The sequence below is a fragment of the Kitasatospora sp. NPDC048296 genome (assembly GCF_043201815.1).
Taxonomy (GTDB): Bacteria; Actinomycetota; Actinomycetes; order Streptomycetales; family Streptomycetaceae; genus Kitasatospora.
In genome coordinates this window covers 2,840-16,979 of record NZ_JBICZB010000082.1, presented here as the reverse complement: position 1 = coordinate 16,979, position 14,140 = coordinate 2,840, and the positions used below count along the sequence as shown (strand labels likewise).

The window sequence follows — 14,140 nt, the reverse complement described above, 5'->3', positions numbered from 1 at the left end:
CACCATGACCACCACCAGCACCGAAACCACCCCGGTCATCCCCCTCCCGACCCGCGCCGCCGCGGCCCTCACCGGCCTCGGCGCCCTCGCCGTCGCCGCCTCCGCCGCCATGTCCTGGACCTGGACCAGCGACTTCCCCGGCGACCTCACCTACTTCGGCTCCCCGGCCGGCCTCCAGTGGCTCGCCATCGTCGCCGGCGTCCTCACCCTGCTGCTGCTCCTCGCCGGCCAAGGCGTCCCCGGCCTGCGCTGGGCAGCCCCCGCCCGCAGCAACAACGCCGTCCTGTACGCCGCCACCGGCGCCCTCGCCGTCGCCGCCTACTCCGTCGCCGCCATCTCCGTCGAACTCGGCGGCCTCGCCAACCTCGAACCCGGCGGCTGGGTCCTCGCCGCCGGCGGCCTGATCACCGTCCTCGGCGCCCTCGGGCTGCCACTGGAGCGCCGCACCCACGTCCCGCTGCGGATCATCGACAAGCGGCTCTTCCTGCTCGTCCCGGCCGCCCCCATCGGCTGGTTCGCCGCCCACGCCATCCCCGGCGACCAGCCCGTCGCCCCGGTGATGACCGCCCTGTCCGGCGCCCTCGCCATCGCCACCGGCGCCGTCCTGCTCCTCCAGCTCGGCCACCTCGCCAACAGCGGACTGCGCCTGGGCAAGATCGAGCGCCCGCTCGACGCCCCCCGCCAACTCCCCTCCTGGGTCGAGGTCCTGATCATCGTCCTGGCCTTCGGACTCGGCCTGTACGCGATCACCTTCGGCATCGACACCGAGTACGGCGAACTCTTCACCGGCTACCTGCTGCTGGCCGGCTTCGTGGCCGCCGCACTCGGCAGGTCCGGCCTGCTCGCCCGGCTGCGCGCCCTGACCGTCAAGCACCGCCCCGTCACCACCGGCGCCGCCTTCGCCGCCGCGGCCAGCTTCCCGTTCACCCAGAGCAGCGACCAGTACACCTCCGTCGCCACCAACATCCTGATCTTCGCCACCGTCGCCCTCGGCCTCAACATCGTCGTCGGCCTGGCCGGCCTGCTCGACCTCGGGTACGTCGCCTTCCTCGGCGTCGGCGCCTACGCCGCCGCCCTGGTCTCCGGCTCCCCCGCCTCGCCCATCCACGTCCAGTTCCCGTTCTGGGCCGCGATGCTCACCGGCGCCGTCGTCTCCATGATCTTCGGCGTCCTGATCGGCGCCCCCACCCTGCGGCTGCGCGGCGACTACCTCGCCATCGTCACCCTCGGCTTCGGCGAGATCTTCCGCATCACCATGCTCAACCTCAACGGCACCACCGGCCCCAAGATCACCAACGGCTCCAACGGCATCCCCCGCATCCCCGACCTGGAGATCCTCGGCTTCGACCTCGGCAAGACCCACACCGTCGCCGGCATCGAACTCGGCCGCTTCTCCAACTACTACCTGCTGATGCTGCTCGTCACCGCCCTGGTCGTCCTGGTCTTCGCCCGGGTCGGCAACTCCCGCATCGGCCGCGCCTGGGTCGCCATCCGCGAGGACGAGACCGCCGCCGAAGCCATGGGCATCAACGGCTTCCGCCTCAAACTGCTCGCCTTCGCCATGGGCGCCTGCCTCGCCGGCCTCGCCGGCACCGTCCAGGCCCACGTCAGCTACACCGTCACCCCCGACCAGTACACCTTCGCCGAAGCCCTGCCGCCCAACTCCGCCTTCCTCCTCGCCGCCGTCATCCTCGGCGGCATGGGCACCATCAGCGGCCCCCTGGCCGGCGCCACCCTCCTCTTCCTCATCCCGAAGAAGCTCGAATTCCTCTCCGACTACCAGCTCCTCGCCTTCGGCGCCGCCCTCATCATCCTGATGCGCGTCCGCCCCGAAGGCCTCATCCCCAACCGGCGCCGGCAGCTGGAATTCCACGAGGCCGCCATCCCGGCCCAACCCACCGGCGACGACGCCACCGCACTCACCAAGGCAGGGGCGTGACCACCCCGATGACCACCGCAACGCCACTGCTCGACGTCACCGGCGTCACCATGCGCTTCGGCGGCCTCACCGCCGTCAACGACGTCTCCCTCACCGTCGGCGAGGGCGAGATCATCGGCCTCATCGGCCCCAACGGCGCCGGCAAGACCACCTTCTTCAACTGCCTCACCGGCCTCTACGTCCCCACCGAGGGCACCGTCCGCTACCGCGGCACCCAACTGCCCCCCAAACCCCACCTCGTCACCCAGGCTGGCATCGCCCGCACCTTCCAGAACATCCGGCTCTTCGCCAACATGACCGTCCTGGAGAACGTCCTCGTCGGCCGCCACAGCCGCACCAAGGAAGGCATCTTCGCCGCCATCCTCCGCGGCCCCCGCTACCACCGCGCCGAAGCCGAGAGCCGCGAGAAGGCCATGGAACTCCTCGCCTTCACCGGCCTCGCCGACAAGGCCGACCACCTCGCCCGCAACCTCCCCTACGGCGAACAGCGCAAGCTGGAGATCGCCCGCGCCCTCGCCTCCGACCCCGGGCTGCTCCTGCTCGACGAACCCACCGCGGGCATGAACCCCCAGGAGACCCGGGCCGCCGAGGAACTCGTCTTCGCCATCCGCGACAAGGGCGTCTCGATCCTCGTCATCGAGCACGACATGCGCTTCATCTTCAACCTCTGCGACCGGACCGCCGTCCTGGTCCAGGGCCAGAAGATCGTCGAAGGCGACCGCGAGACCGTCCAGAACGACGAACGCGTCATCACCGCCTACCTCGGCGCCCCGCTCGAAGACACGGGTGTCTCGGAGACCGCTACGGAGACCGACCAGTGACCGCACTCCTCGAGGTCCAGGACCTCCGCGTCGCCTACGGCAAGATCGAGGCCGTCAAGGGCATCAGCTTCACCGTCAACCAGGGCGAGGTCACCACCCTCATCGGCACCAACGGCGCCGGCAAGACCACCACCCTGCGCACCCTCTCCGGCCTGCTCAAGCCCACCGCCGGCCGGATCACCTTCGACGGCCAGGACCTCTCGACCGTCCCCGCCCACAAGATCGTCGCCCTCGGCCTGGCCCACTCCCCCGAGGGCCGGCACATCTTCCCCCGCATGACCATCGAGGAGAACCTCCTCCTCGGTGCCTTCCTGCGCTCCGACACGGCCGGCATCGCCGCCGACGTGGAACGGGCGTACTCGCTGTTCCCCATCCTCGGCGAACGGCGCAAGCAGGCGGCGGGCACGCTGTCGGGCGGTGAGCAGCAGATGCTCGCCATGGGGCGGGCGTTGATGTCCCAGCCCAAGCTGCTCATGCTCGACGAGCCCTCGATGGGTCTTTCGCCGCTGATGATGCAGAAGATCATGTCCACCATCGTCGAGCTCAAGGCGAGCGGCACGACCATCCTGCTCGTCGAGCAGAACGCCCAGGCCGCCCTGTCGCTGTCCGACCGCGGCTACGTCATGGAGACCGGCCGCATCGTCCTCTCGGGCACCGGCGCCGACCTGCTGCACGACGAGTCCGTCCGCAAGGCCTACCTCGGCGAGGACTGAAATACGTTGAAGGGCCCGGCGGAATCATCCGCCGGGCCCTTCCTCATGTCCGTGCTACTCGGACTTGCCCTCTTCCGCCTTCTTGCGGTCCTGGGCCTCGCCCTCCTCGATGACCGCCTCGGCCACCGCCGCCATCGTCATCCGCCGGTCCATCGAGGTCTTCTGGATCCACCGGAACGCGGCCGGCTCGTTCAGCCCGAACTTCGTCTGCAGCACACCCTTCGCCCGGTCCACCAGCTTCCGGGTCTCCAGCCGCTGGGTGAGATCCCCGATCTCCTTCTCCAGCGCCCGCATCTCGGTGTACCGCGACACCGCCATCTCGATCGCCGGCACCAGGTCCGACTTGGAGAACGGCTTCACGATGTACGCCATCGCCCCGGCGTCACGAGCCCGGTCCACCAGCTCCCGCTGCGAGAACGCGGTCAGCATGAGGACCGGAGCCAGGTGCTTCTCGTGGATCTGCTCGGCGGCGGAGAGCCCGTCCAGGACCGGCATCTTCACATCGAAGATCGCCAGATCCGGCTTCAGCTCCTCCACGAGCCGCACCGCCGTCTCCCCGTCCCCAGCTTCGCCGACGACGGTGTACCCCTCCTCCTCGAGCATCTCCTTCAGATCGAGGCGGATCAGCGCCTCGTCCTCGGCGATCACAATCCGGGTGATCTGGGGCGAATCGGTCTCAAGCGGCTGTGCCTGCTCGTCGGCGGTGCTCACGGGGCTCCTAGTTCCGGCGGGGTACTGCATGCACGAGGGTACCTAGACACGGTATGTTTGAGACACGACGCCGAGGCAATCGCCTTCAAATCGTAGGCCCCGATAGCCCAATTGGCATGAGGCAATGGTCTCAAACACCATACAGTGTGGGTTCGAATCCCACTCGGGGCACTTTTCCTTCGATTTGAAGGAATCCTCTGGCCAGACAATGGTTGGCGATCTTCACCGATTCGAGTGAAGGTTCGACCGTTCGCCAGACTTTCTTGCCGGGTTCGCACACGCTCGGTCGCATGTACGAGCTCTCTGTGCGCGAACGGGCTGTCGACCTCCTGCGCTGCGGCACCGGCACCGCCGAGACCGCCCGCCGACTTGGTGTTCCCGTTGGCACGGTCTCCTGGTGGAAGCACCGCGATCTTGCCAAGCGCGGCGAACTCCCCGGCCGCAAGCGTTCCAACTGCCTGCACTGCTACGGCGACGACCTGAACCGTCCCGCGTACTCATACCTGCTCGGGCTCTACCTGGGCGACGGTCACATCAGCCACCCGAAGCAGCATCGAGTTCCGAGCCTCTTCATAACCTGCGACGACAAGTGGCCCGGCATCATGGATGCCGTCGAGGCGGCGATGCGGCAGGTTCTTCCCACCCTGACCCCTTGCAGGGTGCGGCGGCCCGGCTGCCACAACGTCAAGGTGTACTCGAAGCACCTTCCGTGCTACTTCCCCCAGCACGGCCCCGGTAAGAAGCACGAGCGCACCATAGCCCTGGAGCCCTGGCAGCAGGAGATCGTGGACGCCCACCCCTGGGAATTCCTGCGCGGCCTCATCCACTCGGACGGCACGCGGATCACCAACTGGACGACCAAGACCGTCCGGGGTGAGGTCCGCCGCTACGAGTACCCGCGTTATTTCTTCACCAACACCTCGACCGACATCATCGGCCTCTTCACCGCCACCCTCGACGCCGTCGGCGTCCAGTGGAAGGCCTCGATCCCCCGCCCGACCGGCCAGGTCAACATCTCCATCGCCCGCAAGGACTCCGTCGCCCTGATGGACGCCCACATCGGCCCCAAGCACTGACAGCGCCATGTACGACATGGCCACGCGGCAGCGCGCGCTCGACCTCCACACATCCGGACTGACCTTCAGCCAAGTCAGCCGCGCGACCGGAGTCTCCCGTTTCGCGATCCGCGAGTGGGCATCCGGTGCCGTCCCCAGTCCGCGCATGACCGCCGAATGCCCGATCAGCAACGGCCGCCTCGACCCGTCCCGCCCGCGCGCCGACTACGCCTACCTGCTCGGCCTCTACCTCGGCGACGGCTGCATCAGTGAGGGCCGCCGCAAGGTCTACGCCCTCCGCATCGCCTGCTGCGACTCCTGGCCCGGGCTCATCGACGAGTGCGAGCGCGCCGTCTCCGCCGTCATGCCGCACAACAAGGTGATGCGCGTCCATGCACCCGGCTGCACCAGCGTCGTGAGCACCAGCAAGCACTGGCCCTGCCTCTTACCCCAGCACGGCCCCGGCCCGAAGCACCTACGCCCGATCACGCTCGCGCCCTGGCAGCGGGAGATCGTGGACGCCCACCCCTGGCAGTTCCTGCGCGGCCTCATCCACTCCGACGGCTGCCGCATCACCAACTGGACGACCCGCACGGTCGGCGGCGTCACGAAGCGCTACGAGTACCCACGGTATTTCTTCACCAATACCTCAGCGGACATCATCCGTCTCTTCACTGCCACTCTCGACGCGGTCGGCATCCAGTGGAAGCCGGCCTCGCGGTCGAACGGTGCCACCAACATCTCCATCGCCCGCAAGGAATCCGTGGTCCTCATGGACAGCTACATCGGCCCCAAGCACTGACAGCGACGCAGCTCAGCTCGCCTTGTCGAGGGGCTGCATCTCCACACTGAGCCGCATCCCGAGCGCTTCGGCGAGCCGCTCCAGGACCACGATCGTGGGCATCGTCCCGCCCGCCTCAAAGCGGGCCACCGCCGGCTGTTGCATTCCGGTCGCCGCCGCCAGCTGCGCCTGGGTCATGCCGAGGGCCTCGCGGCGCAGCCGGACTGTCTCGCCGAGCTCGAAGCGGATCCGGGCGGCCTCGTAGGCCGCGCCAGCTCCGGGGCGATTCATGATCTCCTCGCGCATGGCGCGCCAGGATGTGCGCTCGCTCATCTCGCCCACTCCTCGTCTTCGTCAGCGGTGTGCCGCTCGGCCACGCAGCGGTGAAGTGCCCGCCTCGCGCGGTCGACCTCACTGGTCTCTCGCATGCGCGTCTTGCGGAACACGGTCAGCAGAATGATCCTCCTGCCTGACGCGATCCAGTAGGTGATGCGCATGTCCAGTTCGTTCAGATGGAAGCGCAGCTCCCGGAGCTTGCCATCGAGTTGCCTGCTGTGCGGTTCTCCGAGCAGTGGTCCACGGACGGCGAGCAGTTCGACGTAGAACGCGACCGTTTCCTGGTCGTCCTGGCTCAGCGCGCGGATCCAGTCCCGGACCTCCGGTTCGAGCTCCACTTCTCCCCAAGTCATAACACAGATGTTATGAGCGCGCCAGAGTCGCCTCACTCAAAACCGACAGCAAACGGGTGGCATCCCTCCCGACGAGGGATGCCACCCGCGTATGACCGTTCGATCAGCGCTCAGGCGTCCAGGGTCCCCACGTGGTGGACGCGGACGAGGTTGGTGGAGCCGGCGAGGCCGGGCGGGGAGCCGGCCGTGATGACGACGATGTCGCCCTTCTGGCAGCGGCCGAGCGACAGCAGCGCGGCGTCGACCTGTTCGACCATCTGGTCCGTCGTCGGGGCGAACGGGCCGAGGAAGGTCTCGACGCCCCAGGTGAGGGCGAGTTGGCTGCGCACAGCGGGCTCGTAGGTGAAGGCGAGTACCGGAATGGGCGACCGGTAGCGGGTCAGCCGGCGGGCGGTGTCGCCGGACTGGGTGAAGGCGATCAGGTACTTCGCGTGCAGGAAGTCGCCGATCTCGGCGGCCGCGCGGGCGACGGCGCCGCCCTGGGTCCGCGGCTTGCTGCCGGCGGTCAGCGGGGGCAGGCCGGCCGCCAGGATGTCGTTCTCGGCGGCCTCGATGATGCGGCCCATGGTCTTGACCGTCTCGACCGGGTACTTGCCCACCGAGGTCTCCCCGGAGAGCATCACCGCGTCCGACCCGTCCAGCACCGCGTTGGCGACGTCGGAGGCCTCCGCACGCGTCGGCCGGGAGGCGTTGATCATCGAGTCGAGCATCTGGGTCGCCACGATGACCGGCTTGGCGTTGCGCCGGGCCAGTTTGATGGCGCGCTTCTGAACGAGCGGGACCTGTTCGAGGGGCATCTCCACGCCCAGGTCGCCGCGGGCCACCATGATGCCGTCGAAGGCGTCCACGATGGAGTCCAGGTTCTCGACCGCCTGGGGCTTCTCGATCTTGGCGATGACCGGGACGTGCCGCCCTTCCTCGGCCATCACCCGGTGGACGTCCTCGATGTCGCGCCCGCTCCGTACGAAGGAGAGGGCGATCAGGTCGGCTCCGGCGCGCAGCCCCCACCGCAGGTCGGCGACGTCCTTGTCGCTGAGTGCGGGGACGGAGACGGCGACGCCGGGGAGGTTGAGGCCCTTGTGGTCGGAGACGAGCCCGCCTTCGATGACGAGGCACCGCACCCGGGGTCCGTCGACGGCGACGACCTCCAACGTCACCCGTCCGTCGTCGACGAGGATGCGTTCGCCGCGGCTGACGTCGCCGGCGAGTCCGGCGTAGGTGGTGCCGCAGATGTCCTTGTCCCCCACGACGCCCTTGTCGGTGGAGATGGTGAACTCGTCGCCGCGTTCGAGAAGTACCGGTCCGTGGGCGAAGGTGTCGAGCCGGATCTTCGGGCCTTGAAGGTCGACGAGGACGCCGACGCTGCGGCCGGTCTCGTCGGCGGCCTTGCGGACGCGGCGGTAGCGTTCCTCGTGTTCGGCGTGGGTGCCGTGGCTGAGGTTGAATCGGGCGATGTCCATCCCGGCGTCGACCAGGGACTTGATCTGGTCGTACGAGTCGGTGGCGGGCCCGAGGGTGCAGACGATTTTTGCTCGGCGCATACTGCTGAGGGTAGGCATTACCGGCGCGTAACCGCGACGCGGGTCGGGACCGTGGGATGACCTTTGGCGTAAGGCGAGTTGAACAATCTGACACGCCCTCGGACCGGTGTGCGACGGCCGTACTGACACCCCCTCCGGCTCCTCGACCGATACGATTCCGTGAAGCGGTGTTCACCCCTGGTTCACCGTCCCTTCCGTCCGTGCTCCCCGCCCGGCGGGACGCTCGTCACCCCCGGGTGACCACCCGGATGACGGAGCGGACGAGGGGGAGGCGCTCGGCATGAGACGCGCTCTGGGGGTGCTCGCGGCCTTAGTGCTGCTGGGCGGGGTGATCTACGCACTGGTCCCGGACGACGGGCCGGACCCGAAGAAGCTGGTCACGGTCACCGGGCTGATCGGTTCGGAGAAGCGCGCCTTCTTCGAAAGCCCGGATGTGAAAGCCGAGTTGGCCAAGCAGGGTGTGGAGGTGCACGCCGACTCGACCGGCTCGTGGACGATGAGCGAACAGGCGAAGAGCAGCTCTGGCCTGGACTTCGCCTTCCCGGCGAGCACCGCCCCGGCCCGCGAGATCCAGCGCAACTGGGGCCAGCAGGACTCTCCGCTGGTGCCGTTCTACTCGCCGCTGGTGGTGGTGGCGCACGCGCCGGTGGCGAAGATCCTCAAGGACAACAACCTGGCCTCGCAGGACGAGAGTTCGAAGGTCTGGACGTTCAAGATGGACGAGTACGTCAAGGACCTCACGGCGAAGAGCAAGTGGCAGGACCTGGTGGGCACCCAGGGCCACGGCGATCTGACCGGCCCGATCTTCGTCACGACCACCGACCCGGAGAGTTCCTCCTCCGGTGCGCTGTACATCGCCCTGCTGTCGTACATCCTGAACAACCACCAGGTGGTCTCCGACGACGCGGGCGTCGACGCCGCCCGGCAGGTGCTGTACCAGGCGACCGCGATGCAGGGCGGCCAGAAGAGCAGCAGCGACGAGCCGTTCCGGGACTTCCAGGCGGGCGTCGGCAATCCGTTGTTGTTCGGGTACGAGTCCCAGGTCGCCGCGATGACGGCGCAGGGCCAGCCGACCGATGACACGGTGGTGATGTACCCGGACACCACGGTCTACTCCGACCACACCATCATCGCCCGCACCGACAGCGGCCGGAAGCTCGCCGCCCTGCTCCAGGACGACGACGCGCTGCGCACCCTGGAGGCCAGGTTCGGCTTCCGCCCGCAGGCCCGTCCCGGCGCCTTCGCCGAGCTGGTGCAGGGCAAGCAGCCGGTCTTCGCCCAGGACCTGAACGCGGCGCGGGTGAAGCAGTCGCCCGTTCCGTCGCTGGACAACCTGCTCAAGCTGACCGCCGCGGCGAAGGGGAACCCGAAGTGAACGTCCCGATGAGGCGGCCGAGTTGGATCACCGTCGGCCTCGCGGCCGTGCTCGCGACGGCCTCCGCCTGCACCTCCTCCAGCCCCAAGCCCGCCCCAGGTCCCACGGTCAACGGGACCGCCCGGCCCGGGGTGCTGCGCATCCTGGCGGGCAGTGAACTGCAGGACCTGCAGCCGGTCCTGGACGAGGCCGGGAAGGCCACCGGGGTGACGGTGCAGTTCGCCTGGACGGGCACCCTGGACGGCGCGGACGCGGTCTCCTCGGGGCGGGCGGACGGCAAGTACGACGCGGTCTGGTTCCCGTCCAACCAGTACCTGCGCCTGGACCCGGCCGGGAAGTCCAAGGTGCTGTCGGAGACCCCGGTGATGGTCTCCCCGGTGGCCGTCGGGGTGCGCTCCTCGGTGCTGAACGACCTGGGCTGGGGTGACGGTTCGAAGGTCACCTGGGCGCAGATCGGCGACGCGGCGTCGGCCGGGAAGCTGTCGTACGGGATGTCCGACCCGTCGCGTTCCAACTCCGGTTTCTCCACCCTGGTCGCGGTGGCGGCGGCCTTCTCCGGCGCGGGCGCCGCGCTCACCGAGGAGGACGTGCAGAAGGCGACCCCGCAGCTGAAGCAGTTCTTCAAGGGCCAGAAGCTGACCTCCGGCTCCTCCGGCTGGCTGGCGCAGGCCTACACCAAGGCCGAGCCCGGCAAGGTGGGCGCCCTGGTCAACTACGAGTCGGTGCTGCTGTCGCTGAACAAGACCCTGCCGCCCGAGCAGCAGCTCACCGTGGTGCGTCCGCAGGACGGCGTGATCTCGGCGGACTACCCGCTGTCGCTGCTGTCCTCGGCCGCGCCGAGCGAGCGCGAGTCCTTCCAGAAGCTGACCTCCTACCTGCTGAAGCCGGAGGTGCAGCAACGGATCTCCGAGGTGACGCTGCGCCGCCCGGTGACGGCGGGCACCGCCCCGGCCGCCGGGCTGCCCACCGACCGCCGCCGCGAGCTGCCGTTCCCGGGCACCCGGACGGTGGCGGACGGGCTGCTGGCCTCGTACCAGAACGAGCTGCGCCGCCCGTCGCGGACGGTGTACGTGCTGGACACCTCGGGCTCGATGGAGGGCTCCCGGCTGACCTCGCTGAAGGCGGCGCTGAGCCGGCTGACCGGCACGGACGACACCCGCGGGGTGCGCCGTTTCCGGGACCGCGAGGAGGTGACGCTGATCTCCTTCGCCTCCCAGGTGAAGTGGACGAAGACGCACGCCGTCCCGGCCTCCGGCGCCCAGCCGGGCCCGGAGGCGGAGCTGGCGTCGATCAACGCGGACGTGCAGTCGCTGTCGGCCTCGGGCGGGACGGCGCTGTACGACTCGCTGGAGCAGGCGTACGCGGTGATCGAGCGTCAGCAGAAGGCGGCGAACGACGACCGGTTCACCTCGATCGTGCTGATGACCGACGGGGAGAGCAACGAGGGCGCCACGGACGGCGACTTCAAGCGCTTCCACGACGGGCTGCCGGCCGCCGAGAAGTCGATCCCGGTGTTCCCGATCAAGTTCGGCGAGGCGGCGGTCAGTCAGCTGCAGGGGGTCGCGGACATCAGCGGCGGCAAGCTGTTCGACGGCGGCGGCTCGCTGGACGGGGTGTTCGAGGAGATCCGTGGCTACCAGTGACGGGTTCGGCCGGCAGGCCCTGCGGTACCTGGAGTCGGCCCGGAACCTGGTCGGCTGCGCGGGCGGCGCCGTCGGCCTGGGGCTGCACTTCGCCGGGCTAGGCGGGGCCTGGTGGCCCGGGGTGGTGGCCGGGCTGTACGGGGTCGGCGCGCTGCTGACCCCGGGCCCGCCCGAGCAGCCCGACCCGCCCGGCCCTCCGGATCCACCCGACCCGCCCGAGCCGCCGGGGCCGACCTGCCCGCCGGTTCCGGGCGAGGCGCACGGGGTGCCGCCGAAGCCCCGGGTACCGCCGAAGCCGACGGGACAGCTGCGGGTGCCCACGCCCGTACCGGACCCGAAGTCCCCGGAGCCCTCGGAGCCCGATCCGGAGCTGGAGGCGCTCGCCGTCTACCTGGGCACCGTTCCGCTGCCCGCCTCCGCCGGGGTCGACGCCCTGCTGGCGGCGTTGCGCGAGGCGGGCCCCGGGCCGGTGGCGGACCGGATCGTCCGGCACCGCCTGCCGGTCGCGGTGGACGGGTACCTGCGGGCGCGGACCTGGCTGCCCTGGGCGGGCCCGGACGCGCCGGACCCGGCGGCGGAGCTCGGCCGCGAGGTGAAGCAGCTCTCCGCCGACCTCGGCTGACTCGGGGTCCGGTTGGCCGGAACCCGGCGAACCGGACCCCGGGTGGCCCGATTTCGGCCGTCCCGACCCCATACCGCCCCCTTCTCCGCCCACCACGGTCACGAACGAGTCGCCAAGATCTCACCTGTTGGAAAGGTCGAGGGGCTACCCATCCGCCCGGCCGCACGGCACACTTCTACGCGCGTCCTTCTACGCGCGTCATCGCGTTCGCGCACGCGCCACGCACCTCGTACGTAAACAAGTTGACGGCCCATCCGCCGTCGTCCCCACTCGGGAGAGTCGTCCATGTCCCTGAACCGCCGTGACTTCGTCACCCGGTCCGCAGCCACCGCCGCCGGCGCCGCCCTGGCCGGCGGAGCCGTCGTCGCCGCCGCCCCCGCCGCCGCGGCCGCCGAGCCGGGCACGGCGGCCGCCAAGGGCGACAAGCGCCAGCCCCGCCGCCAGGCCTTCACCGTGATGGGCACCACCGACCTGCACGGCCGGGTGCTCAACTGGGACTACTTCACCGACGCGGAGTACGTCGACAAGGCCCACAACGCGGTCGGCCTCGCCAAGATCTCCACCCTGGCCAACCAGGTCCGCGAGGAGAAGGGCTGGGACCGCTGCCTGCTGATCGACTCGGGTGACATCATCCAGGGCACCCAGCTGACCTACTACTACGCCCGGATCGAGCCGATCGCCACCGACGGCAACAACGTGCCGGACCACCCGATGGCCGTCGCCATGAACCTCATGGGCTACGACGCCGCCGCGCTCGGCAACCACGAGTTCAACTACGGCATCCCGACCGTGAAGGCCTTCGAGGACCAGCTGGAGTTCCCGCTGCTGGGCGCCAACGCGCTGCACGCGAAGAACGAGAAGCCGGCCTTCAAGCCGTACGTGATCAAGGAGGTGTGGCTGGACGAGGACACCCCGCTGAAGGTCGGCATCCTCGGCCTGACCAACCCGGGCATCGCGATCTGGGACAAGGCCAACGTCAGCGGCAAGATGGTCTTCCCGGGCATCGTGGAGACCGCCGCCAAGTACGTGCCCCGGATGAAGGCGGCCGGCGCGGACGTCATCGTGGTCTCCGCCCACTCCGGCATCGACGAGCCGACCACCTACGGCGACCAGCTGCCCTGGCCCGAGGACGCCTCCGGCGAGATGGCCGAGACGGTCGCGGACATCGACGCGGTGCTGGTGGGCCACACCCACAAGGAGGTCGCGCAGCGCCTCATCGTCAACAAGAAGACCGGCAAGACGGTCGTGCTCTCCGAGCCGCTGTGCTGGGGCCAGCGCCTGAGCTGCTTCGACTTCGAGGTCGAGTTCGTCGACGGCCGCTGGAAGGTCGCCTCGGTCTCCTCCCGGGTGCTGAACTCCAACACCGTGCCGGAGAACCCGGAGATCTCGGACGCGATCCTCGGGCAGCACAAGAAGGTCGTGGAGTACGTCAACCAGAACATCGGCACCAGCAAGATCGAGCTGTCGATCGCCGAGGCCCGGTTCAAGGCCACCCCGATCATCGACCTGATCGGCAAGGTCCAGGCGGACGCCGTCAAGGCCGCGTTGGCGGGCGGGCAGTACGCCAACCTCCCGGTCCTGGCCCAGGCCGCCCCCTTCAACCGCACCGCGCTGATCCCGTCCGGCCAGGTCAAGCTGCGCGACGCCGCGGGCCTGTACATCTACGAGAACACCCTGGAGGCCCGCATCCTGACGGGTGCCCAGCTCAAGGACTACCTGGAGTTCTCGGCGAAGTTCTACTACCAGCTCGCCCCGGGCGCCCCGGTCGACAAGGACGCCATGACCGGCGCCGAGACCACCCCGGACTACAACTACGACTCGATCTACGGCCTGAGCTACGACATCGACATCGCCCAGCCCAAGGGCCAGCGGATCGTCAACCTCAGCTACCAGGGCAAGCCGATCGACCCGGCGGCCCAGTTCGTGCTCGCCGTCAACAACTACCGCGCCAACGGCGGCGGCAACTTCCCGCACGTCGCCAACGCCAAGGCGATCTGGGCGAACTCCGACGAGATCCGCAACACGATGATCGCCTGGGTCAAGGCCAAGGGCGTCATCGACCCCGCCGACTTCTTCACCAACTCCTGGCGCCTGGTCCGCGCCGGCCAGCCGGTGTTCTAGTCGTACCCCACCGAGGCGGGGGGGGGGGGGCGCCCCCCCCCCCCCCGGGGGCGCGCCGCCCGGCCGCGGGGGGGGGCCGGCGGGGGGGCGGCCGCAACACCGCCGCCGGCGCGACGAACCGCGGGACCA

The 14,140-nt window shown here is 69.5% G+C and carries 13 protein-coding genes and 1 tRNA gene; 10 read left to right on the top strand and 4 right to left on the bottom strand.

Going from position 1 to position 14,140, the window contains the following annotated elements; all coding sequences use genetic code 11:
- Positions 1 to 4: 4 nt before the first annotated feature.
- From ACGF12_RS32745 to ACGF12_RS32735, 3 genes are read left to right on the top strand one after another with little or no spacing between them, the layout of a single operon-like run.
- On the top strand, positions 5 to 1,939 hold the full coding sequence (locus tag ACGF12_RS32745) for a branched-chain amino acid ABC transporter permease (RefSeq protein ID WP_393038270.1): 1,935 nt from the start codon (positions 5 to 7) through the stop codon (positions 1,937 to 1,939).
- Between the two features lie 8 nt (positions 1,940 to 1,947).
- Entirely contained in the window at positions 1,948 to 2,760 is an 813-nt protein-coding gene (locus tag ACGF12_RS32740; protein ID WP_393038267.1) for an ABC transporter ATP-binding protein, read from the top strand.
- On the top strand, positions 2,757 to 3,473 hold the full coding sequence (locus ACGF12_RS32735) for an ABC transporter ATP-binding protein (protein WP_393038247.1): 717 nt from the start codon (positions 2,757 to 2,759) through the stop codon (positions 3,471 to 3,473). Before ACGF12_RS32740 ends, ACGF12_RS32735 begins: the two co-directional genes overlap by 4 nt.
- Before the next feature lie 54 nt (positions 3,474 to 3,527).
- On the opposite strand, the gene ACGF12_RS32730 is transcribed toward ACGF12_RS32735, so the two are convergent.
- Positions 3,528 to 4,214 (bottom strand): ANTAR domain-containing response regulator, encoded by a 687-nt coding sequence (locus ACGF12_RS32730; protein WP_380609388.1) that lies wholly within the window; start codon positions 4,212 to 4,214, stop codon positions 3,528 to 3,530.
- Between the two features lie 66 nt (positions 4,215 to 4,280).
- Here ACGF12_RS32730 and ACGF12_RS32725 point away from each other — a divergent pair.
- The 3 genes from ACGF12_RS32725 (at position 4,281) to ACGF12_RS32715 (ending at position 6,041) form a co-directional block, all read left to right on the top strand.
- A tRNA-Leu gene (locus tag ACGF12_RS32725) sits at positions 4,281 to 4,355 on the top strand.
- A 119-nt stretch (positions 4,356 to 4,474) separates the two neighbouring features.
- The gene (locus ACGF12_RS32720; RefSeq protein WP_393038244.1) at positions 4,475 to 5,260 is read left to right on the top strand and encodes a helix-turn-helix domain-containing protein; all 786 of its coding nucleotides are present in this window, start codon (positions 4,475 to 4,477) and stop codon (positions 5,258 to 5,260) included.
- Between the two features lie 7 nt (positions 5,261 to 5,267).
- Entirely contained in the window at positions 5,268 to 6,041 is a 774-nt protein-coding gene (locus tag ACGF12_RS32715) for a transcriptional regulator (RefSeq protein WP_393038241.1), read from the top strand.
- A gap of 12 nt (positions 6,042 to 6,053) precedes the next feature.
- On the opposite strand, the gene ACGF12_RS32710 is transcribed toward ACGF12_RS32715, so the two are convergent.
- From ACGF12_RS32710 to pyk, 3 genes are all read right to left on the bottom strand, one after another.
- A complete protein-coding gene (locus ACGF12_RS32710) occupies positions 6,054 to 6,353 on the bottom strand; it encodes a helix-turn-helix domain-containing protein (RefSeq protein ID WP_393038238.1) in 300 nt (99 codons plus the stop codon).
- A complete protein-coding gene (locus tag ACGF12_RS32705) occupies positions 6,350 to 6,709 on the bottom strand; it encodes a type II toxin-antitoxin system RelE/ParE family toxin (protein ID WP_393038235.1) in 360 nt (119 codons plus the stop codon). The genes ACGF12_RS32710 and ACGF12_RS32705 overlap by 4 nt, the downstream gene beginning before the upstream one ends.
- A gap of 110 nt (positions 6,710 to 6,819) precedes the next feature.
- Positions 6,820 to 8,250 (bottom strand): pyruvate kinase, encoded by a 1,431-nt coding sequence (gene pyk / locus ACGF12_RS32700; RefSeq protein ID WP_393038232.1) that lies wholly within the window; start codon positions 8,248 to 8,250, stop codon positions 6,820 to 6,822.
- Between the two features lie 280 nt (positions 8,251 to 8,530).
- On the opposite strand from pyk, the gene ACGF12_RS32695 reads away from it, so the two are divergent.
- From ACGF12_RS32695 to ACGF12_RS32680, 4 genes are all read left to right on the top strand, one after another.
- Positions 8,531 to 9,625, top strand: a complete 1,095-nt coding sequence (locus tag ACGF12_RS32695; RefSeq protein WP_393038229.1) for a substrate-binding domain-containing protein — start codon at positions 8,531 to 8,533, stop codon at positions 9,623 to 9,625.
- Between the two features lie 8 nt (positions 9,626 to 9,633).
- Complete coding sequence (locus ACGF12_RS32690; protein ID WP_393038226.1) at positions 9,634 to 11,268, top strand: extracellular solute-binding protein; 1,635 nt, start codon at positions 9,634 to 9,636, stop codon at positions 11,266 to 11,268.
- A complete protein-coding gene (locus tag ACGF12_RS32685; RefSeq protein ID WP_393038224.1) occupies positions 11,255 to 11,890 on the top strand; it encodes a hypothetical protein in 636 nt (211 codons plus the stop codon). The genes ACGF12_RS32690 and ACGF12_RS32685 overlap by 14 nt, the downstream gene beginning before the upstream one ends.
- Before the next feature lie 285 nt (positions 11,891 to 12,175).
- Complete coding sequence (locus ACGF12_RS32680) at positions 12,176 to 14,011, top strand: bifunctional metallophosphatase/5'-nucleotidase (protein ID WP_393038221.1); 1,836 nt, start codon at positions 12,176 to 12,178, stop codon at positions 14,009 to 14,011.
- Positions 14,012 to 14,140: the final 129 nt, after the last annotated feature.

Coding starts and splice junctions, on each gene's coding strand:
- ACGF12_RS32690 (WP_393038226.1), top strand. CDS start 9,634: ATGAGGCGGCCGAGTTGGATCACCGTCGGCCTCGCGGCCGTGCTCGCG.
- ACGF12_RS32730 (WP_380609388.1), bottom strand. CDS start 4,214: ATGCAGTACCCCGCCGGAACTAGGAGCCCCGTGAGCACCGCCGACGAG.
- ACGF12_RS32680 (WP_393038221.1), top strand. CDS start 12,176: ATGTCCCTGAACCGCCGTGACTTCGTCACCCGGTCCGCAGCCACCGCC.
- ACGF12_RS32720 (WP_393038244.1), top strand. CDS start 4,475: ATGTACGAGCTCTCTGTGCGCGAACGGGCTGTCGACCTCCTGCGCTGC.
- ACGF12_RS32715 (WP_393038241.1), top strand. CDS start 5,268: ATGTACGACATGGCCACGCGGCAGCGCGCGCTCGACCTCCACACATCC.
- ACGF12_RS32740 (WP_393038267.1), top strand. CDS start 1,948: ATGACCACCGCAACGCCACTGCTCGACGTCACCGGCGTCACCATGCGC.
- ACGF12_RS32745 (WP_393038270.1), top strand. CDS start 5: ATGACCACCACCAGCACCGAAACCACCCCGGTCATCCCCCTCCCGACC.
- pyk (WP_393038232.1), bottom strand. CDS start 8,250: ATGCGCCGAGCAAAAATCGTCTGCACCCTCGGGCCCGCCACCGACTCG.
- ACGF12_RS32695 (WP_393038229.1), top strand. CDS start 8,531: ATGAGACGCGCTCTGGGGGTGCTCGCGGCCTTAGTGCTGCTGGGCGGG.
- ACGF12_RS32710 (WP_393038238.1), bottom strand. CDS start 6,353: ATGAGCGAGCGCACATCCTGGCGCGCCATGCGCGAGGAGATCATGAAT.
- ACGF12_RS32705 (WP_393038235.1), bottom strand. CDS start 6,709: ATGACTTGGGGAGAAGTGGAGCTCGAACCGGAGGTCCGGGACTGGATC.